The organism is Actinomyces ruminis, assembly GCF_002154335.2.
In the GTDB taxonomy this organism is placed as follows: Bacteria; Actinomycetota; Actinomycetes; order Actinomycetales; family Actinomycetaceae; genus Actinomyces; species Actinomyces ruminis.
The window spans coordinates 13,643-33,141 of record NZ_MTPX02000063.1; the positions used below are offsets into that span (position 1 = coordinate 13,643).

General features: G+C 67.9%; 14 protein-coding genes and 4 pseudogenes. 17 read left to right on the forward strand and 1 reads right to left on the reverse strand.

Annotation, left to right across the window (positions count from 1 at the left end):
• Positions 1–5 precede the first annotated feature (5 nt).
• The 14 genes and pseudogenes from pgsA (at position 6) to BW737_RS11975 (ending at position 15,277) form a co-directional block, all read left to right on the forward strand.
• Positions 6–644 (forward strand): phosphatidylinositol phosphate synthase, encoded by a 639-nt coding sequence (gene pgsA / locus BW737_RS11905; RefSeq protein WP_086615693.1) that lies wholly within the window; start codon positions 6–8, stop codon positions 642–644.
• Complete coding sequence (locus BW737_RS11910; protein ID WP_086615694.1) at positions 641–1,627, forward strand: phosphatidylinositol mannoside acyltransferase; 987 nt, start codon at positions 641–643, stop codon at positions 1,625–1,627. The genes pgsA and BW737_RS11910 overlap by 4 nt, the downstream gene beginning before the upstream one ends.
• On the forward strand, positions 1,624–2,805 hold the full coding sequence (locus BW737_RS11915; protein WP_086615695.1) for a glycosyltransferase family 4 protein: 1,182 nt from the start codon (positions 1,624–1,626) through the stop codon (positions 2,803–2,805). Before BW737_RS11910 ends, BW737_RS11915 begins: the two co-directional genes overlap by 4 nt.
• A gap of 16 nt (positions 2,806–2,821) precedes the next feature.
• Positions 2,822–3,517, forward strand: coding sequence for a hypothetical protein (locus tag BW737_RS11920; protein WP_257210794.1), 696 nt, complete (start codon positions 2,822–2,824; stop codon positions 3,515–3,517).
• Positions 3,514–4,716 carry a PrsW family intramembrane metalloprotease gene (locus tag BW737_RS11925; RefSeq protein WP_086615696.1) on the forward strand — a complete coding sequence of 401 codons (1,203 nt, stop codon included), beginning with the start codon at positions 3,514–3,516 and terminating at the stop codon, positions 4,714–4,716. The genes BW737_RS11920 and BW737_RS11925 overlap by 4 nt, the downstream gene beginning before the upstream one ends.
• On the forward strand, positions 4,700–5,335 hold the full coding sequence (locus BW737_RS11930; RefSeq protein ID WP_086615697.1) for an NUDIX hydrolase: 636 nt from the start codon (positions 4,700–4,702) through the stop codon (positions 5,333–5,335). Before BW737_RS11925 ends, BW737_RS11930 begins: the two co-directional genes overlap by 17 nt.
• Before the next feature lie 104 nt (positions 5,336–5,439).
• Positions 5,440–6,203: pseudogene (locus BW737_RS11935) on the forward strand (YebC/PmpR family DNA-binding transcriptional regulator).
• Between the two features lie 126 nt (positions 6,204–6,329).
• Positions 6,330–6,922: pseudogene (locus BW737_RS11940) on the forward strand (crossover junction endodeoxyribonuclease RuvC).
• A 57-nt stretch (positions 6,923–6,979) separates the two neighbouring features.
• Positions 6,980–7,603: a Holliday junction branch migration protein RuvA gene (gene ruvA / locus BW737_RS11945; RefSeq protein WP_086615698.1), complete on the forward strand. Its 624-nt coding sequence runs from the start codon at positions 6,980–6,982 to the stop codon at positions 7,601–7,603.
• The gene (gene ruvB, locus BW737_RS11950; protein WP_086615699.1) at positions 7,596–8,651 is read left to right on the forward strand and encodes a Holliday junction branch migration DNA helicase RuvB; all 1,056 of its coding nucleotides are present in this window, start codon (positions 7,596–7,598) and stop codon (positions 8,649–8,651) included. The genes ruvA and ruvB overlap by 8 nt, the downstream gene beginning before the upstream one ends.
• Positions 8,652–9,276: 625 nt before the next feature.
• A pseudogene (secD, locus tag BW737_RS11960) lies at positions 9,277–11,213 on the forward strand (protein translocase subunit SecD).
• Positions 11,210–12,313 (forward strand): annotated as a pseudogene (gene secF / locus BW737_RS11965) (protein translocase subunit SecF). The pseudogenes secD and secF overlap by 4 nt, the downstream one beginning before the upstream one ends.
• Entirely contained in the window at positions 12,310–12,864 is a 555-nt protein-coding gene (locus tag BW737_RS11970; RefSeq protein ID WP_086615700.1) for an adenine phosphoribosyltransferase, read from the forward strand. The pseudogene secF and the gene BW737_RS11970 overlap by 4 nt, the downstream one beginning before the upstream one ends.
• A 49-nt stretch (positions 12,865–12,913) precedes the next feature.
• Positions 12,914–15,277 carry a RelA/SpoT family protein gene (locus BW737_RS11975; protein ID WP_086615701.1) on the forward strand — a complete coding sequence of 788 codons (2,364 nt, stop codon included), beginning with the start codon at positions 12,914–12,916 and terminating at the stop codon, positions 15,275–15,277.
• On the opposite strand, the gene BW737_RS11980 is transcribed toward BW737_RS11975, so the two are convergent.
• Positions 15,262–15,816: a hypothetical protein gene (locus BW737_RS11980; protein WP_143233381.1), complete on the reverse strand. Its 555-nt coding sequence runs from the start codon at positions 15,814–15,816 to the stop codon at positions 15,262–15,264. The two genes, BW737_RS11975 and BW737_RS11980, sit on opposite strands and share 16 nt — an antisense overlap.
• 366 nt (positions 15,817–16,182) lie before the next feature.
• Between BW737_RS11980 and BW737_RS11985 the strand changes: the two genes are divergently transcribed.
• The 3 genes from BW737_RS11985 (at position 16,183) to BW737_RS15765 (ending at position 19,491) form a co-directional block, all read left to right on the forward strand.
• Positions 16,183–16,611, forward strand: coding sequence for a hypothetical protein (locus BW737_RS11985; RefSeq protein ID WP_086615703.1), 429 nt, complete (start codon positions 16,183–16,185; stop codon positions 16,609–16,611).
• 114 nt (positions 16,612–16,725) lie between these two features.
• Complete coding sequence (locus tag BW737_RS11990; RefSeq protein WP_143233382.1) at positions 16,726–18,849, forward strand: DUF6571 family protein; 2,124 nt, start codon at positions 16,726–16,728, stop codon at positions 18,847–18,849.
• A 12-nt stretch (positions 18,850–18,861) separates the two neighbouring features.
• A complete protein-coding gene (locus tag BW737_RS15765; RefSeq protein ID WP_143233383.1) occupies positions 18,862–19,491 on the forward strand; it encodes a hypothetical protein in 630 nt (209 codons plus the stop codon).
• The last annotated feature ends 8 nt before the right edge of the window (positions 19,492–19,499 follow it).

Sequence of the window (19,499 nt, forward strand, 5' to 3'; positions counted from 1 at the left end):
GCCGCATGCTCGGACAACACGGAAGAGGCATCACCCGTGCCCTGTTCACCGCCCCCGCCAGGGGGCTGGCCCGGATCGGCGTCACCCCGAATATGCTCACCGTCGCCGGCACCGTGGCGACCATCGCCGTGGCGGTGCTGACCTTGCCACAGGGGCGCTTCGTCCTCGGTCCCGTGCTGCTCGCGCTCGTGCTGATCGGCGATTCCTTTGACGGCATCCTCGCCCGCCTGACCGGCACCAGCTCCCCCTTCGGCGCGTTCCTGGACTCCACCATGGACCGTCTGGCCGACGGCGCCGTCTTCGGCTCCCTCGCCGTATGGGCCGCCCTGCACCTTCAGGCCGGGCCGCTGCGCACCTGGACGGTCGCCATCGCGGTGGCCACCGTGGTGCTGGCCGCCGCCGTCCCGTATGCGCGGGCCCGCGCCGAGTCCGTCGGTGCAAGTGCCGCCGTCGGCATCGCCGAGCGCACCGACCGGCTGATCGTCACGGCCGTAGGCGTGCTCGCCGTCGGTCTGGGTGCGCCGGCGTGGGTGCTGACCGCCGCGCTGGCGCTGGTCGCGGTCGGCTCCCTGATCACCGTCATGCAGCGGGTGACGACCGTCCACCAGCAGCTGACCGGACCGGCCGCGGTGACGCACCCATGAGCATCGGCATCGAGGACCTGTACCGCCTGGCCTGGCGGCACGTGCGCAAGCTACCCGCGTCGGTTGGATACGCGTTGTCGGCGGCGGGAGCCGACGCCGCCTGGGCCTGGCATCGGCTCCGCGGGGGCGACCGGGGCGTTGGACAGCTCGAGAAGAACCTGGCGCGGGTACTACCGGGCGCCTCCGCCCGCGAGGTGCGTCGCGCCTCCCGCGCCGGTATGCGCTCCTACATGCGCTACTTCTACGAGGCCTTCGCCCTGCCCGGCATGAGCCTGGAACAGATCAGGGCCCGCGTGCGCCCCGACATCGACCCGCGTATCTATGCCGACCTCGAGCGGGGCTCCATCGTGATCGCCCTGCCCCACATGGGCAACTGGGACCTGGCCGGAGCTTGGGCCAGCCAGGAACTCGCCCAGGTGCTCACCGTCGCCGAGCGGCTCGATCCGCCCGACCTGTTCGAGCAGTTCGTGACCTTCCGCGAGTCCCTGGGCATGAAGGTCATCGGCCAGGGCCGCGGGGAGAAGGTCTTCGATCGGCTGGTCGAGACCGCCGGGCAGGGGCACTACGTGGTGGCTCTCCTGGCCGACCGGGACCTGTCCAGCTCCGGCATCCTGACCGACCTGGCCGGACACCCGGCACGCGTGGCCGCCGGGCCGGCCGCCCTGGCGGGCAGGCTGGGGCTGCCTCTGTACAACGCCTCTCTGCACTACGAGCGCCTGGACGGCGAGCGGCGCCGCCGCGCCGGGTCCCGCTGGGGCATCGTGCTGACCATTCACCCGGTGGACGCGCCCGCCGGCCTGGTGGGGCGAGAGCGGGTCACCGCCCTGACGCACGCCTGGGTAGACGACCTCTCCGGGCGCCTGGCCGAGCACGCCGTCGACTGGCACATGCTGCAGGCGGTTTTCGATGCCGACCTCGATCCGGAGCGCCTCGCGCGCCGCCATGCCGCCGAGGACGCCAGGCAGGCGGGGGGCGGCGCATGAGAATCGGGATCGTGTGCCCCTACTCGCTGGACGCCCACGGCGGGGTGCAGGTGCACGTCATGGATCTGGCTCGCGAGCTGATGCGCCGCGGACACGAGGTACAGGTGCTCGCGCCTGCCTCGCAGGACCTGGAACTGCCGGACTGGGTCACCAGTGCCGGCGACTCCATCGCCATCCCTTACAACGGCTCGATCGCCCGCCTCAACTTCGGCACGGCAGTCGCCCGCCGCGCCCACCGTTGGCTTGCCGCCGGCGACTTCGATCTGTTGCACATTCATGAGCCCATCACCCCCAGCGTCGGCATGCTCGCCCTGCAGGCGTCCGATGGGCCGGTGGTCGGCACCTTCCATGCGGCCATGGATCGCTCCCTGGCCCGCGAACTGCTGTCCCCGGTGGCGGTGCCGCTGGTGGAGAAACTCACCGCCCGCATCGCCGTCTCCGAGGAGGCGCGCCGCACCCTGATCCAGTACCACGGCGGCGACGCGGTAGTCATCCCCAACGGCGTATACGTCGGCCCCTTCGCGCAAGCCCCCAAGGATGATGCGCGCTTCGCGGGCACCGCGCAGGCCCCCACGATTTCCTTCCTGGGCCGCTTGGATGAGCCCCGCAAGGGCCTGCAGGTGCTCGCCCGCGCCATTCCCACGGTACTGGCCGCCATCCCGGACGCCCGCTTCCTCATCGCCGGTCGCGGCGACGCCGACAAGGAGCGTGCTGACCTGGAACGCTTCGGCGACCAGGTGGCGTTCCTCGGCGGCATCTCCGACACCGACAAGGCCGCGATGCTCGCCTCCTGCTCCTGCTACGTGGCCCCACAGACCGGTGGGGAGTCCTTCGGCATTGTGCTGGTTGAGGCGATGGCCGCGGGCACGCACGTGGTCGCCTCCGATCTGACCGCCTTCTCCGACGTCCTCGGCGACGGCGCCTACGGCGCCCTGTTCCGCAACGGCGACAGTGACGACCTGGCCCGCGCCATCATCGATACCCTCACCGACACGGCCGCCGCCGACGCGCGCCGGGCCGCGGCGTCCGCCGTGGTGGGTCGCTACGACTGGTCCGCGGTCACCGACGCGGTGCTGGACGTGTACGACATGGCCCTGTCCACGGCCCACACGCGCGTGACCATTGCGCCCGGTTCGCGCACGATGGTGGGCAGGCTGCGCGACGCCCTCGAGGACTGACCGGAGGAGTAAGGCGATGCTCAGACCGCTCATTGGCGCGGGGCCCTTGCTGGCGGCCTCGCCTCCGCACCCGCCGGGTGGGCCACCCACCTGGCTGGTGCCCGCCGTCGTCGTGCTGGTCGCGGCCCTGGTGTTCTTGGCTATTGCCTGGTCGGCGTACGCCAAGGCGTTGCGCGTGGACCGGCTGCACCGGCAGGTGCTGGGCTCGCGCGCCACTTTGGAGGCGCAGCTGGTTCACCGGGCGCAGGCCGCAGTCGACCTGGCGACCTCCGGTCTACTCGACCCCGCCTCCGCGCTGCTGCTGTCGCAGGCCGCACATGACGCGCTCGACGCCGAGGGCCCGATAGTCGACGACGGCCTGGACACCGACACCCCCGCCCAACTGGCCGGCGCGGCCACCCGCAGCCGTGCCCGCATCGAGTCCGACCTGTCCCGCGTGATCCGCACCGTCGTCGATGCGCCCACCCGCGTCGAGCTCGGCGTCGACCCGCGGGGTCAAGAGGCCTTGGACCGACTGGACAGGGCCGCCTACCGAATGGTGCTGGCCCGCCGTTTCCATAACACGCACGTAGCTGAGGCCCGGCGCCTGCGTGCCGCGCTGGACGTGCGCGTACTGCACCTGGCCGGCCACGCCCCCCTGCCACAGACCTTCGACATTGACGACTCCACCGATGTGCCGACCGTATCCGGAAACACGCAGGCCACACCATGAGCACACATCCTTCCTTCTCCGGGCCCGGCAACTCCTGGGCACCCCGGCCCGGGTATCGACGCAGCTCCTACCCGGCCGTCAGCCCCGCGCAGCCATCCTCCGCCCCGGCATGGACCCCCCAGGCGATGGTGCACCGACGCCGCGGCACCATCGTCAGCGCTATCATGGCCTGCCTGGGCGCGTTAGGGCTGGCGGTGATGCTGTGGATCATCTACGCATCCACAGCCACAGCCGCCTCCGAACTACTGGTCCCCATCCTGCTGGCGCTGGTACCGCTGAGCATCGTCCTGGTCACGGTCGGCTGGATCGACCGGTGGGAACCCGAACCACCCGGCGTGCTGGCGGCCGCCTTCCTCTGGGGCGCCGGGGTGGCCACCATCGTCTCCCTGGTGATCAACACCTCCGCCTCCCTGCTGGTGTCAACCACCACCGGATCGGTGTCCGGCGGCCAGTTCGTCTCCGCGGTGGTCACTGCACCGATCGTGGAGGAAACCACCAAGGGCCTGGGCGTGCTCATCATCTTCCTGCTCTGGCGGCGCACTTTTAACGGAGCCGTGGACGGGATCGTCTACGCCGCGGTGGTCGCTGCCGGCTTCGCCTTCGCGGAGAACATCCTGTACTTCGTGCAGTACTCCGACGCGCTGCTGATCACCTTCCTGATGCGCGGGATCGCCTCGCCCTTCGCCCACGTAACCTTCACCGCCTGCACCGGCCTGGCGATCGGGGCAAGCGTGCGCCTGCGGTCAAGCCTGGCGTGGATGTGGACCACGCCGCTGGGACTTGCCTGCGCCATCATGCTGCACTCCTTCTGGAACGGCATACTCGCCAACGATCCCTCCCTGTACTTCTTCGTCGCGATCCCCTTCTTCATCGCCGCGATCGGCCTGGTGCTGTGGCTGCGCTGGAGTGAGCGCATGACCATGCGGCAGCGGCTGGCGGACTACCAGCGCGCCGGCTGGTTCTCACCGGCCGAAGTCACCATGATCACCACCGGCGCCGGGCGTGCGGCCGCCCGCCGTTGGGCCAAGAGCCGCGGGCCGGCGGCCGCCCGGGCCATGCAGGCGTTCTTGAAGGCGGCCGCCGCCCTGGCGCAGCTGCGCCAGCAGGCGATCGACGGGCACGCCGACACTGATTTTGCGGTACAGGAATCGGCGTTGCTTGCGGCTATAGTTGAGCAACGCTATGCCTTCACCCGATAACGTCGACGATCTGCCTTGGCCCGTCCCCACGCTCACCGCCGACGGGCGCGACCCCCTGCGAGTCCCGCCGAACTGGACCCAGCTACTTGACGCCTCCGAGTGGCGCCTGAACGCCGTGGGCTTGCCGTTCCGCCAGGCTGCCCGGGTGATCGCTCTGCGGCAGGGACCCCGGCCGGCCATCCTGCTGGTGGTTGGCCACGACTTCGGTGACACCACCCACTCGTGGGGATTCACTCCGGGCGGTGGCCTGCTGTCCGGCGAGACGCCTATCGGAGGGGCCCGCCGCGAGTTGGCGGAGGAGACCGGCATTCACCTGGCCGAAGCCGCCCTGACCGGCCCGGTGGTGGAACGCCGGGCCCTGTTCACCTTCAACCAGGTCACCTGCCGCCAGGACGAACTGTTCTACCTGACCTACCTTGAGGCGGGCGTGGGTGTGGACAGCTCGGGCTGGACCGACACCGAGCAGCAGCTGCTGGACTCGCTGCGCTGGTGGGAGCTGGATGAGCTGGATGCCGCCGTTGCCGCCGGCATGACCGTCTACCCGCGCATGTTGCCGGCACTGGCCCGCGAGCTCATGGACGGCTGGGACGGCCGGGTGCGCCACGTGGTCGAGCACTAGAAACCGCGTGTTTTGACCAACGCTTTAGACTTGACGTAGGTATGTTCGCATACGGTCTCCCGACGTCCGCCGTCGGGAGGAACGGAAGACTGCAAGGAGAACACATGTCGGGTCACTCCAAGTGGGCCACTACCAAGCACAAGAAGGCCGCGATCGACGCCAAGCGCGGCAAGCTCTTCGCCCGCCTGATCAAGAACATCGAAGTTGCTGCCCGCACCGGTGGCGGTGACCCCAACGGCAACCCGACCCTGTACGACGCCATCCAGAAGGCGAAGAAGAACTCGGTCCCGGCGGACAACATCACCCGCGCCGTCAAGCGCGGCAGCGGCGAGGAGGCCGGCGGCGCCGACTGGCAGACCATCATGTACGAGGCTACGGCCCGGAAGGCGTCGCCTTCCTGGTCGAGTGCCTGACCGACAACCGCAACCGCGCCGCTTCCGACGTGCGCGTTGCCTTCACTCGCACCGGCGGCTCCCTGGCCGACCCCGGCTCGGTGGCCTACAACTTCACCCGCAAGGGCGTGGTGGAGGTCGCCAAGGGCGCTGGCGTGGACGAGGACACGATCCTCATGGCGGTCCTCGACGCCGGCGCCGAGGAGGTCGTGGAGGGCGCCGAGTCCTTCGAGATTATCTGTGAGCCCGGCGACCTGGTCGCCGTGCGCAAGGCCGTCACGGACGCCGGCATGGACTACGAGTCCGCGGAGTCCCAGTTCGTGGCCGGCACGACCGTGACGGTGGATGTAGACGGCGCCCGCAAGGTGATGCGGCTGATCGACGCCCTGGAGGACCTCGACGACGTGCAGAACGTCTACACCTCCGTAGACATCACCCCCGAGGTTGCCGCCGAACTCAACGCGGACGACGAATAAGCCTCGCCACCGCCGGGCAGAGTCATGAGCGAACCGTCCCCGCTGGCCACCGAGCGGGCTCCCGGACGGGGCGGCCGCCGTCGCGGAGCCGTCGCCGAGCAGCGGGTGCTCGGCATCGATCCCGGCATGACCCGCTGCGGGCTGGGCTGTATCGACGTCGACTCGCGGCGCCGTGCCCGCCTGGTTGAGGTCGGGGTGGTGCGCACTCCGGCCTCGGCCAGTCCGGAGCTGCGGCTGCTGACCATCGCCGACGCCTTGGACGATTGGATCGCCAGGCTGGCCCCCACCGCCGTTTCCGTCGAGCGCGTCTTCGCCCAGGACAACCTGCGCTCGGTGGTTCCCGTGGCCGAGGTGATCGGGGTGGCTATGGTGGCCGGGGCCGTGCGGGGCTGGAGGTCGCCCAGCACACCCCCAGTGAGGCCAAGGCGGCGGTAACCGGCTCCGGCACCGCCGGCAAGGCGCAGGTGCAGGCGATGGTGCGGCGCATCCTCGGCCTGGACGCCCCACCCCGCCCCGCCGATGCGGCCGACGCTCTGGCTCAGGCCATATGCCACGCCTGGCGTGGTGGCGGCACCGGTGTCGACGGCAGCACGGACATGGTTTCGGCGGGCGGCTCCATCCGGGCTTCGGCTCGCACTCCCGCCCAGCAGGCCTGGGCGGCCGCGCAGGCGAAGGCACGCCGTACCGGCGCCGTCGACCCGCGCCGCCTAAGCCGCTAGAGTCAGCCCCATGCCGAACAGGTGTTCGAGGTTCACACTGCAAGGAGTCCACGCCGCATGATTGCCTCACTGCGCGGAACCGTCATCGATGTTTCACTGGCGGCCGCGACCATCGAGGTCGGCGGCGTCGGCATGAGTTTCCAGGCCACGCCCGCCACCCTGGCCGGGCTGCGCGTGGGGGAGGAGGGGTTCGTCCACACCGAGCTGATTGTGCGCGAGGACGCCCTGACCCTGTACGGCTTCGCGGATGTCGATGAGCGCCGCTGCTTCCAGGTGCTGCTCGGTGCCAAGGGCGTTGGGGCCAAACTCGCGCTGGCGATCTTGGCCGTGCACACCCCCGACTCGCTGCGCCGCGCTGTTGCCGGCAACGACGTGGCCGCCCTCAAGCGCGTGCCGGGCCTGGGTCCCAAGGGCGCCCAGCGGGTCATTATCGACGTCGGCGACAAGCTCGGCCCGCCCACCGGCGCCCCACCGGAGCCCGCGCCGGTGGGCGCGGCGGGCGAGCCCAATCCAGATGTGGTGGCCGCCCTGATCCAGCTGGGCTGGAATGAGGCCACCGCGGCCCGCGCGGTTGTCGCCGTCGAGGCCGACCACGCCGAAACGGCGCCGGACGCCCCGTTGCCGGTGCCGGAGTTGCTGCGCGCCGCCCTGCGGCACCTGGGAGGAGGAGCCCGTGGCTGACTATCCGGCCGCCGGTGCCGCCCCGGAAGGGGCCGGCCGCATCGTCGGCGGCGGCGCGGACGACGCCGAACGTGCCGCCGAGGCCGCCCTGCGCCCCAAACGCCTGGAGGACTTCGTCGGCCAACAGGTGGTGCGCGGGCAGCTGTCCGTGGTGCTGCGCGCCGCCCTGGCCCGGGGCGCCGTACCCGACCACGTGCTGCTGTCCGGACCGCCCGGCCTGGGCAAGACCACTCTGGCCATGATTATCGCCAACGAGGTCGAGGGCGCCCTGCGCATCACCTCCGGCCCCGCCATCCAACACGCCGGAGACCTGGCCGCCATCCTGTCCTCCCTGGAGGAGGGGGACGTGCTGTTCATCGACGAGATCCACCGGCTCGCCCGCACCGCCGAGGAGATGCTCTACCTGGCGATGGAGGACTACCGGGTGGACGTCGTGGTCGGCAAGGGCCCGGGTGCCACGTCCATCCCGCTGACCCTGCCGCCCTTCACCGTCGTCGGCGCCACCACCCGCGCCGGCCTGCTGCCCGCCCCGCTGCGCGACCGCTTCGGATTCACCGGGCACCTGGACTACTACGGACCGGGCGACCTGACCCGTATCGTCGTCCGCTCCGCCGGCCTGCTGGGGGTCAGCATCGACGCCGACGCCGCCGGTGAACTGGCCCGCCGCTCCCGAGGCACCCCCCGCATCGCCAACCGGCTGCTGCGCCGCGTGCAGGACTGGGCGCAGGTGCACGGCACGCCGGGACGGCTGGACCTGGCCGCCACCCGCGGCGCACTGGAGGTGTTCGAGGTCGACGAATTGGGCCTGGACCGGCTGGACCGTTCGGTGCTGGAGACCCTGTGTACCCGCTTCGCCGGCGTGCCCGTCGGGCTGGCCACCCTGGCCGTCAGCGTGGGGGAGGAGCCCGAGACGATCGAGACGGTTGCCGAACCCTACCTGTTCCGGGAGGGACTGCTCGTGCGCACCCCGCGCGGACGCATGGCCACGCCCGCCGCCTATACTCACCTGGGTCTGCGCCCGCCCGAAGACGGCGCTCTATTCGCCTGAAGTCGCCGCGCGACGCGGATAAGGGGCGCGTGTCACACCGGCACACGCCTAACGTCCGTCCAGGCACCGCCGCCGGTGGCCTAGACTCGCACACGCCCGGCGCCGAGGCGACGGCGGGTTTCCCAACGAACGGAGTCGTTACGATGGACCCCATGCTTCTGATGCTGATCATCATGCTGCTGGCCTTCTGGCTGATGTCCAGATTCGCCCGCAAGCAGCAGCAGCGGATGGCGGACGAGCAGAACCGCCGCACCGAGGAAGCACTCGTACCCGGCACCTGGTACGCACCCGCGCCGGCTTTTACGGCACCGTCGTTGAGGTCGATGGGGACGTCGTCACCCTGGCCACCCCGCTGGGGGACGAGTCGCTGTGGATCAAGAGTGCGATCGTCGGCGCCGAGGAACCGCCCTTCGCCTCCTCAGAGGACGAGGACGCGGTCGCGGAGGAGGATGCAGACGGCCAGGACTCCGCAACCCCGGCCGCTGCGGACAGCGAGGACGCAGAAGACACGGCGAATGAGTCCCCCGAGGAGCCGGCCGAGCCGCAGCCCCAGGCCTGACGTCCGCGTGCGCCAACGCCGCGTGCCGGCTGCGGCGCCCACCGCCCTTCCCGAGGAGAGGACCAAGTGTCCACCAAGAAACTCAAGCATCCGGGCCGACGCCTGCTGACGCTACTGCTAGTCATTGCACTGGGCTACGTCGCCCTGGCGGTCGGTACGGCTACCGGGCGCACCCAGATGACGCCCGGCCTCGCTCTGGACCTGGAGGGCGGCACCCAGATCATTCTCACCCCCACCACCTCCGACGGCTCGGAGATCACCGACGAGGACATCAACCAGGCCATCGAGATCATCCGCCAGCGTGTGGACGCCACCGGCGTCTCGGAGGCGCAGATCTCCCGTCAGGGGGGCAACAACATCATGGTGTCCCTCCCCGGCACGCCCAGCGAGGACACGCTGGACCTGGTGCGCACCTCCGCGGTGCTCTACTTCCGCCCCGTGATCCGGATCCTGCAGGCGAATGCCGCCGCCTACGCCGACGCGCAGAACGAGTACGCCGCAAGCCTGGCCAGCGCCACCCCAACGGACGGCGCCACCGATGGCGCAGCCGACGCTGCGACCGACGGCGCCACGGCCACAGATACGGACACCGAGACAGACGCAGATGCCGCGTCCGCTGACGCCACGCTCGAACCGGTGACCACCGAGGAGATGGCCACCAGCCTGGCCGACGTCGACGGCGACGGCACCATCAGCTCCGACCCGCTGGAATCCACCAGCGACGACAACTCCTCTGACGCCTGGATCTCCGAGCAGCTGATCTACGACGCTTACATGACCGACTGCACCGCCGAGGACTCCCTCACCGGCGAGGCCCAGGACCCTGACATCGCGGTCATCTCCTGCGCACGGGACGGTAGCGGCACCATCTATATCCTCGGGCCCGCGGACATCGCCGGCACCAACATCGCCTCCGCCTCCTCGGGTCTGGAGACCACCAGTCAGGGCACCGCTACCAACAACTGGGTGGTCAATCTGGAGTTCGACTCCGAGGGCAGCAACCTGTTCGCCGACGTCTCCGAGCGGCTGATCGCCTACCGCGATGCCGCCGCCGGCTCCTCCGACACCACTTCCACCGACTCCCAGAAGGCCGAGTTCGCCATCGTGCTCGACGGGCTGACCATCATGGCCTCCGGCTTCAATGACAGCGTCACCACCGCCATCACCGACGGCCGGGTGCAGATCTCCGGCAGCTTCACCCAGTCCGAGGCGAACACCCTGGCCAACCAGCTGTCCTTCGGTTCCCTGCCGTTGTCCTTCACGGTGCAGTCCGAACAGCACATCTCCGCGACCCTGGGCACCGAGCAGCTGCGCAACGGCTTGATTGCCGGACTGATTGGCTTCGCCTGATTGTGCTGTACCTCGCCTGGCAGTACCGGGGCCTGGGGGTCGTGGCCGTGGCCTCGCTGCTGGTGGCCGCCGCCGGCACCTATCTGGTGATCGCCCTGCTCAGCTGGGGTATCGGGTACCGGCTGTCGCTGGCGGGCGTTGCCGGACTGATCATCGCCATCGGCATCACCATGGACTCCTTCATCGTCTACTTCGAACGCGTACGCGACGAGGTACGCAACGGGCGCACGCTGGCGGTGGCCGTGGACGAGGGCTGGCGGCACGCTCGCCGCACCATCATCGTGTCCGACTCGGTGAACCTGCTGGCAGCCGTGGTGCTGTACTTCCTGGCGGTCGGTGGGGTGCAGGGCTTCGCCTTCACACTGGGGGTGACCACCGTCGTCGACCTGGCGGTCATCATCCTGTTCACTCACCCCATGCTGGTGTGGATCCTGCGGTTCCGCTTCTTCGGCGAGGGGCACCGCTGGTCCGGACTGGACCCGGAACACTTGGGGGCCCGCTCCAGCGCCGTGTACCGGGGTGGCGCACTTGCCAGTGCGGTCAGCGCGGGCGGCTCCTTGGCTCGTCGTCGGGCCGAGGCTCGACGGGCCCGAGAGCAGGCCGACGCCGTCGAAGCCGAAGACGCGAGCGGAAAGGACGATGAGCAGGCATGAAGTCCCTCGCCCAGCTCGGTAACGAGCTCTACTCCGGCACCACCTCTTTCCCCTTCATCGGCAGGCGCCGCCTGTGGTACGCCATTGCCGGCATCGTCGTGGCGGCCTCCGTGGTGTTGCTCGCGACCGTCGGGCTCACCCCCGGCATCGACTTCCGCGGCGGCTCGGAGATCACCGTCACCGGCCTGGCCGATCCAGACGTGCGCCCCGCCAACGACGTCGTGGCCGAGCAGGGGCTGTCCTCCGGAACGTCGGTGACCACCGTCGGCTCCTCCTCTGTGCGCGTGCAGACCAACGAGCTGAGCAACACCGAGTTGACCGGGCTGTCTACCGCCCTCGCGGACACCTACGGCGTTACGGATGCCGACGTGTCTGCCACGACCATCGGCCCCACCTGGTCCTCGGACGTGACCAACAAGGGCATCCGCGGCCTGGTCATCTTCTTCGTGCTGGTGGGAGCCTCATCTGGGCCTACTTCCGCACCTGGAAGATGGCGGTGGCCGCGCTACTCGCCCTGTGCCACGACATCCTGATCACCGTGGGCGTGTACGCGGCCAGCGGCTTCGAGGTCACCCCGGCCACCATAATCGGTGTGCTCACGATCCTCGGCTACTCCCTGTACGACACCGTGGTCGTCTTCGACAAGGTCCGGGAGAACACCGACGGCTTCGAGACACAGACCCGCTCCACCTATGGGGAGCTGGCCAACCTGGCGGTCAACCAGTCGCTAATCCGCTCCATTAACACCTCCGTGGTCGGCGTGCTGCCGGTGGCCTCCCTGCTGGTGGTGGGCGCATTCATCCTGGGCGCCGGCACCCTGCGCGACATCGCCCTGACCCTGTTCATCGGCATGATCGCCGGCACCGTCTCCTCGCTGTTCCTGGCCACACCGCTGCTGGTGGATCTGCGCAGCCGTGAGCCTGCCGTCAAGGAGCAGGCGGCCCGGGTCGCACGCGCCCGCGGCGAGCGCCTGGCCGCAGCCGGCGACGACCCGGAGGCGCTGGCGGCCACTCGCCGCCACGCCCGCAGCCGCCCCCGTCATCCCCGGACGCCATCTCGGAAACTCCGCCCAGCCCAAGAGGAAGAAGAAGCGGTCATGACCATCTCACCCGCCCTCCCGAAGGAACTCACACAACTCGTACTGGACAACCTCCGGGAGATCCCAGACTTCCCGGAGCCCGGCGTGCTGTTTCGCGACATCACTCCGCTGCTGTCCAACGGGGAGGCCTTCGCCAACCTCATCGATGGTCTGGCCGCCCACTACCGGGGCCACATCGACGCCGTAGCAGGACTGGAATCGCGCGGCTTCATCCTGGCCGCACCACTGGCCGTGCACCTGGGCATCGGCATGGTGATCGTACGCAAGGCCGGCAAGCTGCCCGGCCCGGTACTGGGCATCGACTACGAGCTCGAGTACGGCACCGCCCGCATGGAGCTGCGTCCCGAGACCGTGGAGGAGGGCTCTCGGGTGCTGGTGATCGACGACGTGCTGGCCACCGGTGGTACCGCGGCCGCCTCCATCGACCTGCTCGAGCAGGCCGGTGCGAAGGTCGAGTCGATCTGCATGCTGCTGGAGCTGGCCGGGCTGGGTGGACGCGAGAAGCTCTCCGGCCGGGACATCGACTCCGTCGTCATCTTCGAATCCGCCTGACCTGGTGCGCGGCCGCATCAAACACGGCTGACCCGGCTATGATCCGGGTATGACGACGGACACGCGCAACGGGACCGGCACCGCCGATGAAACGGTCGTGCCGGGTTCGCGCGTGCGCAGCCGCCTGGCCTGGTTCGGGGCGCGCGGCCACTCCACCCCGCCGGCCATCGAGCCGCTCATGCGGGCACTGCGCGCCAACCACCCGAAGGCGGACACCAGCCTGATTGTGCGCGCCTACCGGGTTGCGGAGAAGGCGCATGCCGGGCAGATGCGTAAGTCCGGGGAGCCGTACATCACTCACCCGGTGGCGGTGGCCACCATCCTGGCCGAGTTGGGCATGACACCGCAGACGCTTGCGGCCGCGCTGCTGCACGACACGGTGGAGGACACGGACTACACCCTGGAGCGGCTGCGCGCCGACTTCGGCGATGAGATCGCACTGCTGGTGGACGGCGTCACCAAACTGGACAAGGTCCAGTACGGGGATGCCGCCCAGGCGGAGACGGTCCGCAAGATGATCGTGGCCATGTCCAAGGACATCCGAGTGCTCGTCATCAAGCTGGGAGACCGGCTGCACAACGCCCGCACCTGGAAGTACGTGCCGGAGGAGACCGCCGCCCGCAAGGCCAAGGAGACCCTGGAGATCTATGCCCCGCTGGCCCATCGGCTGGGTATGAACACCATTAAGTGGGAGCTGGAGGACCGCTCGTTCAAAGCCCTGTACCCCGGCGTTTACGATGAGATTGAGCGCCTGGTGGCCGAGCGCGCTCCCGCCCGCGAGGAGTACCTGCGGCAGGTGCGCCTGCAGATCGAGGAGGACCTGCGGGTCAACAAGATCAAGGGCATCGTCACCGGCCGGCCCAAGCACTACTACTCGATCTATCAGAAGATGATCGTGCGGGGGAAGGACTTCGACGACATCTACGACCTGGTGGCGGTGCGCGTCATCGTGGACACCGTCCAGGACTGTTATGCGGTGCTGGGGGCGCTGCACTCCCGTTGGACCCCCATGTCCGGCCGCTTCAAGGACTACATCGCCGTCCCCAAGTTCAACCTCTACCAGTCGCTGCACACCACCGTAATCGGTCCGGGCCGCAAGCCGGTGGAGATACAGATCCGCACCCATGAGATGCACCGCATGGCCGAGTACGGGGTGGCCGCGCACTGGAAGTACAAGGAGGACCCCAACGCCACCGGCCCCAGCCCGCTGGGCGGCGCCCCCGGCGACTCCGACGCCGGCGAACTCGGCTGGCTGCGGCAACTGGTCGACTGGCAGAAGGAAACCCAGGACCCCGCCGAGTTCCTGGACTCCCTGCGCTACGAGATGTCCGGGGGGCAGGTGTACGTGTTCACCCCCAAGGGAGATGTGCTGGCCCTGCCGAGCGAGTCCACCCCCGTTGACTTCGCCTACGCCGTGCACACCGAGGTGGGCCACCGCACCGTCGGAGCCCGCGTCAACGGCCGGCTGGTGCCGCTGGACACGAAGCTGGAGAACGGTGACACGGTTGAGGTCTTCACCTCCAAGGCGCAGGGCGCCGGGCCCAGCCGCGACTGGCTGAACTTCGTGGGCTCCACCCGCGCCCGCAACAAGATCAAGTCCTGGTTCTCCAAGGAACGGCGCGAAGAGGCGATCGAGGACGGCAAGAACGCCATTGCCCGCGCCATGCGCAAGAAGGATCTACCCATCCAACGGCTCATGAGCCACGACTCGCTGATGAACGTGGCCGAAACCCTAGATAAACGGGACGTGGATGGCCTGTATGCGGCGGTCGGTGAGGGGCACATCTCCGCTCAGCACGTCGTCGACACCCTGGTTGCCTCCGTCGGCGGGGAGGCCGGTGCGGAGGAGACCCTGGCGGAGGGCGTGTTGCCCACCCGGGCGGCACCCGCCGGGCAACGGTCCCGCTCTGCCGGTGATCCCGGCGTCATCGTCGAAGGCATGGACGAGGGCGATGTGCTGGTCAAGCTGGCGCGCTGCTGCACCCCCATGCCCGGGGACGAGATCGTCGGCTTCGTCACTCGCGGCTCCGGCCTGTCGGTGCACCGTGCCGACTGCCAGAACGTTGAACAGCTGCGGCAGCAGCCCGAGCGCCTGCTCAAGGTTCACTGGGCCGAGCACGCCCAGAGCGCCTACCTGGTGCAGCTGGAGGTCGAGTCCCTGGACCGTGGCGGCCTACTGGCGGACATCACCCGCGTCCTTGCCGACAACCACGTCAACATGATCAGCGCCAACGTGAGCACCTCGCGCGACCGCGTGGTGGTAGGCCGGTTCGTGGTCGAGCTGGCCGAGGCCAGCCACCTGGACCACACGTTGGCCTCCCTGCGACGCATCGATGGTGTATTCGAGGCGCGGCGGCTGACTTCATCCGCCAATCGGAACCAGCACGAGCGCGCGGCTCAGATTGATGCCTGAACCCCCTCCGCCGCTGCCGGCGCATACAGTTCGTCGATCAGACGACGGGCTCGTCGCAATCCCCGCATGCCGCCGCCGCGGCGGGCCAACAGCGCCGGCTCCAGGTCACGGCGGGTAAGGCCGGCACGGCGGGCGCGCAGCACCGCGTCGACCGCCACCCCGGGCGGCGCGGTGCGTGCCAGGTCCACGACCGCCCGCGTCAGCCGCAGGCACAACACCCCCTCCAGAGTGACGACGTCGGCAGCGGGCGCGGTGCGCAGAAGGTCAGGGCTCGCGGGCACCGGCCCACCGGTGTGCACCCACAGGGCGGTACGGCCGGCCACCACACGGTTGGCCGGCAGCCGCGGGGCGAGGGCTTGGGCGCGGGCGGCCGGGTTACCGAGCAGATCCGCCGGCACCGCCTGCCCGAGCACGCTGACCAGCATTCGCTCGTCCAAGCCATGGCAGCGCAGCAGCGCCAGCTCCCGGGGCGGCAAGGCCTGAAGAATCGGCTCGACGGGACCATGAAGCAGGTGCGCCAGCACCGCCCGTGCGGGCACAGCGCCGGTCCGGGCGCCGGGGTGCACTCGAGTCTCAGCTCCGGCGACGACGACGGAGACTGGGGAGCGGAAGGGGCCTTGGGCATGCTCTCATCCTTCCCGCGTCTGGGCTCCGGCACCAGCGCCCGGGCGCGCCCTGTGGAAAACCTTGCGCCAGCCAGGGTCGCCGGCAGTGTCGCTTGTGATGGGAGGAGCATTGTCCCCGCTGACGCGGAACGGGTCGGTCTCCGGACGCTTTGCCGGCTTATGGCGGTGTGGTAACTTTTTGGCGTCGGTCATGTTCTGCGCGGCGCACTAGCGGCGTGCGGGTGTGGCTGTGTTCGATTGCCCGGGTCCTGGCTCGGGAGAAGGGACTCTGAGCCACTCATGTCATACAGTTTCTACGCAGGCGCAAGCGCTGACGGCGATGATGAGGACGGTTCGTCCGATCTGGTGGATAACCTGAAGAAGCAGGCAATTGAGAAGGTCAGGGGACGGGCGGGGACCGTGCAGGAGGTTCTTGCGAATGATCCGCAGGTTCTGGCTTCGACGTTGGTTGTGGGCGCCGTCGTGGCCGCGGGTGGCGTACCGTCTTCTTCCTATGGCGCCGCGGGTGGTTTGAGCGCGTTTAGCGGGCAGTTGGGCAAGGTGTGGTCTTCACCGCTGGCCGATGACTTCGGTACTGATATCGATACGAGCGTTACCGCGGTGCGTGATGTTGCGGACGACATCTATGAAAAGGCCAATAACGCCTGGTGGGGTCAGGAGGATCGGGTTCCCAAGGGTAGTGATGAGGCCAATTCAGAGTGGAGGTGATCTGTTGGTTCGCGTAGGCACGGTTTGCTCGCACCGCGGTGCTGCGGGTGCGGTGCGCGTCAGATGGATTAGGGGTGAGTGAGGTTGACGTATGTGAGTATGGACGCTGAGGGGGTGCAGGGTTTCATTGATGCTCTGCAGTCCTGGGTGGATGATGCCGAGGTTGAGCGTTCTGAGTTGTACAACCTCAGTAATAGCTGGGATGAGGAGCCGGTGGAGGGCGTTGAGGAGTTGCTGTCGATCAGCACCCCCTACGCGTTGGGGTACGCCCCAGTCGGCTCTGGAAGTGCCTTTGCGGCGTTTGGTGGTCGGCCTGCGAGTATGGCGGATGCGATTAACACTCTCCAACGGCTCGTTAATGATCTGCAGACCCGTCTGGACGAGGCGATTGCCATGAACGACAGTGGCATCACCTTCTCCGCCGAGGAGGGTGTTGTCTGCTACTACCTGCCTGATGGGGTGGAAGACACCCCGGAGAACGTCAAGACCTACAACAGCCAGTCCATTGCCGACGCTAAGGCTGATGCCACGGCGCTGGAGCAGGCACTGGCCAGTAAGGACGGGACCGCGGAAGACGGTCGCACCGTCGAGGAAATCGCCGAGGCCATGGCGAAGAAGCAGGATATTGACATCTACGGTGCTGCGTTCGTAAACACCGTGGGAGTAGATACTTTCCTGGACATGGTCCAGCAGGTGCAGGCGGATAACACTTACTCTACTGCGAGTAGCGGCACCTCGCAGTATGCTCATCCGAAGGCCGAGGATGAGGCGGCGACCGACTCGGTTGTCAATACGATGGGTCATATACTTGCCGCGGCTTCTCACCAGAGTGTCACGGGTCCTGGGCTTGCGGCCGCGTTGGAGACGGCGGTGACCGAGGACGGTCACAAGGGGCGGACCGCGGCGATGAATGCGCTTCTGTCGGTGGAGGGGTTGCACTACAACGCGGGTTTCCTGGTTGATTTGGCGGATCGGATGGAGGAGCTGCCGTATGACGGAACCCGGCCGACCTATCCCATGCCCGCCAATAAGGTTGATGACTACGGTCCCGTGTACACGCGTGCGAGTCTTGACCCGCTTGAGGGCGTTCTGACCGCGATGGGTACGAATACCGAGGCGGCGCTGGAGTATCTTGCGCCGGAGGATGGAGGAGCGGTCGATGCCGCAGGAAACTGGGTCCCGAGTCAGGCCTCGGCGGACCGCTGGGAACTGCTTACCAACCGCACCTGGGACCCTGACAAGGGTAGCGAGGCTTTGACGACGGCGATGGCCGGGGCCTCCGCGCAACGCATGCCGTCTGATGATTCAACGGACGAGCGCGCCGCGTGGGCGACCGGTGAGGCGATGACTTATCTCAGCGGTCTAGATGAGGATGCGTTCACGCAGACGGGTAGGGACAACGTCGCCATTATTCTCGGCAACTCCATGGCGGATATTGAGGACGTCATCAACGGGAATGCGGACTCCTCTGGGGCGGTATTTGTTGGGGATGCCACGCGGCCCGCCGTGCTGCCCGGGAACCACGAGTCAGACATCCGCGCACTGACCCGCTTGGTCGGTATGGAGGAGAGCTCGCTGTCGATCCTGTCCAACGCGGTGGGCCGCTACTCCACGGCACGCAACCAGGCCATCCTCGACGAGTACCCCGACGCCACTTTGGGTGACGGATCGGGGATGGACGAGGCGTTCAAGACAGCCAGCAGGAATGACGGGGCACTCCTGGGGTTCATTGAGCAATCCGCAGTCAGCGCGCTGACCGGTCATGGTGAAAGTGAGGCACATGCCAACGAACTCGCCGCCTCCACTGTTCTGGGTGCCTTCGGTGCGGGATTGTCGGTTGTGCCTCATCCGGCTGCCCAAGCCGCGTCGGTTGTGGTCACCGCTGCAACTCCGGGATTGACCGAGCAGATGAGCCAGTTCGACCTGACACAGGTCGAAGATGCCGAAGACTTGTCCGACGCCGCCCAGCAGGAGGCCTTCCAGGCGGCCATGGCGCAGATCTCGAACGCGGGACGACTGCCCGACGCCGCCTATATCGACTATAACGGGAAGGATCTCGGCGATCTCTACGACTGGATGGACGACGACCATCAGATCGACCTGACGATGTTGTTGTCCGACTCCACCTACAGGAAGCAGTTCAACCACTGGATGGAGAGCCCCGACGTCCCTTCGTCTGATTTGGAGATCCAGTTTGGTGCAGGTATCGGTCATGGGCACGATAAGGTTGCTGACTAGGCGGGTGTTTGAGTGATTTCATCAGAGTTGTCTGAGCGCCTGTGGGGCTTCGCTAATCGTTTGGGTGCGCCTTTTGTAGTGTCTTTGGCGGTCGTAGCGTTGACGCTGGTGGGTCGTTTGGCTTGGTGGGGGTACCAGCAGCTACCTCCTCCGCGTCCCAGCGAACCGTATTGTTTGGTGCTCAGCGACGAGGATGTTGCCCCGATCCTAGGTGAGGCGGTGAACGTATTCGGGCTTGACGAACAACTGACCGACTACTACTGGACTTGTCGAGTGGATGGCAATAATGAACAACGGCTTTACATTGAAGCTGCGCCAGATGCAGATGACGTGTTCGTCAACTACAAGGCGATAGGTGTGTCGGTGGTGGATACGGTGTCTGCGATGCCTGGGGCTCGTGTTCGGTCGGTTGGGGATGCGACTGTGTTGTCGTGGGTACAGGGAGGGGACGCGTACGCCGGCTGGTTCGAGGGAACTGCGGCTGTGATCTTCTCGACCATGGAGACTAATGATGAGGCTATTGCTGTGATGCATACTCCTTTGCTGGAGCAGATTGCGATTGAGCGTGGTGCGGAGCTTTTGGATGATGTTGGGTTTACGACTACGCCGTCGCCTACGCCGGATCCGTATTGGACTCCGTGATGCTAGCG

Excerpts from the sequence above, each read along its gene's own strand:
- pgsA (WP_086615693.1), top strand. The coding sequence starts at position 6 with ATGCTCGGACAACACGGAAGAGGCATCACCCGTGCCCTGTTCACCGCC.
- ruvA (WP_086615698.1), top strand. The coding sequence starts at position 6,980 with ATGATTGCCTCACTGCGCGGAACCGTCATCGATGTTTCACTGGCGGCC.
- BW737_RS11975 (WP_086615701.1), top strand. The coding sequence starts at position 12,914 with ATGACGACGGACACGCGCAACGGGACCGGCACCGCCGATGAAACGGTC.
- BW737_RS11985 (WP_086615703.1), top strand. The coding sequence starts at position 16,183 with ATGTCATACAGTTTCTACGCAGGCGCAAGCGCTGACGGCGATGATGAG.
- BW737_RS11925 (WP_086615696.1), top strand. The coding sequence starts at position 3,514 with ATGAGCACACATCCTTCCTTCTCCGGGCCCGGCAACTCCTGGGCACCC.
- BW737_RS11915 (WP_086615695.1), top strand. The coding sequence starts at position 1,624 with ATGAGAATCGGGATCGTGTGCCCCTACTCGCTGGACGCCCACGGCGGG.
- BW737_RS11970 (WP_086615700.1), top strand. The coding sequence starts at position 12,310 with ATGACCATCTCACCCGCCCTCCCGAAGGAACTCACACAACTCGTACTG.
- BW737_RS11910 (WP_086615694.1), top strand. The coding sequence starts at position 641 with ATGAGCATCGGCATCGAGGACCTGTACCGCCTGGCCTGGCGGCACGTG.
- BW737_RS11930 (WP_086615697.1), top strand. The coding sequence starts at position 4,700 with ATGCCTTCACCCGATAACGTCGACGATCTGCCTTGGCCCGTCCCCACG.
- BW737_RS11920 (WP_257210794.1), top strand. The coding sequence starts at position 2,822 with ATGCTCAGACCGCTCATTGGCGCGGGGCCCTTGCTGGCGGCCTCGCCT.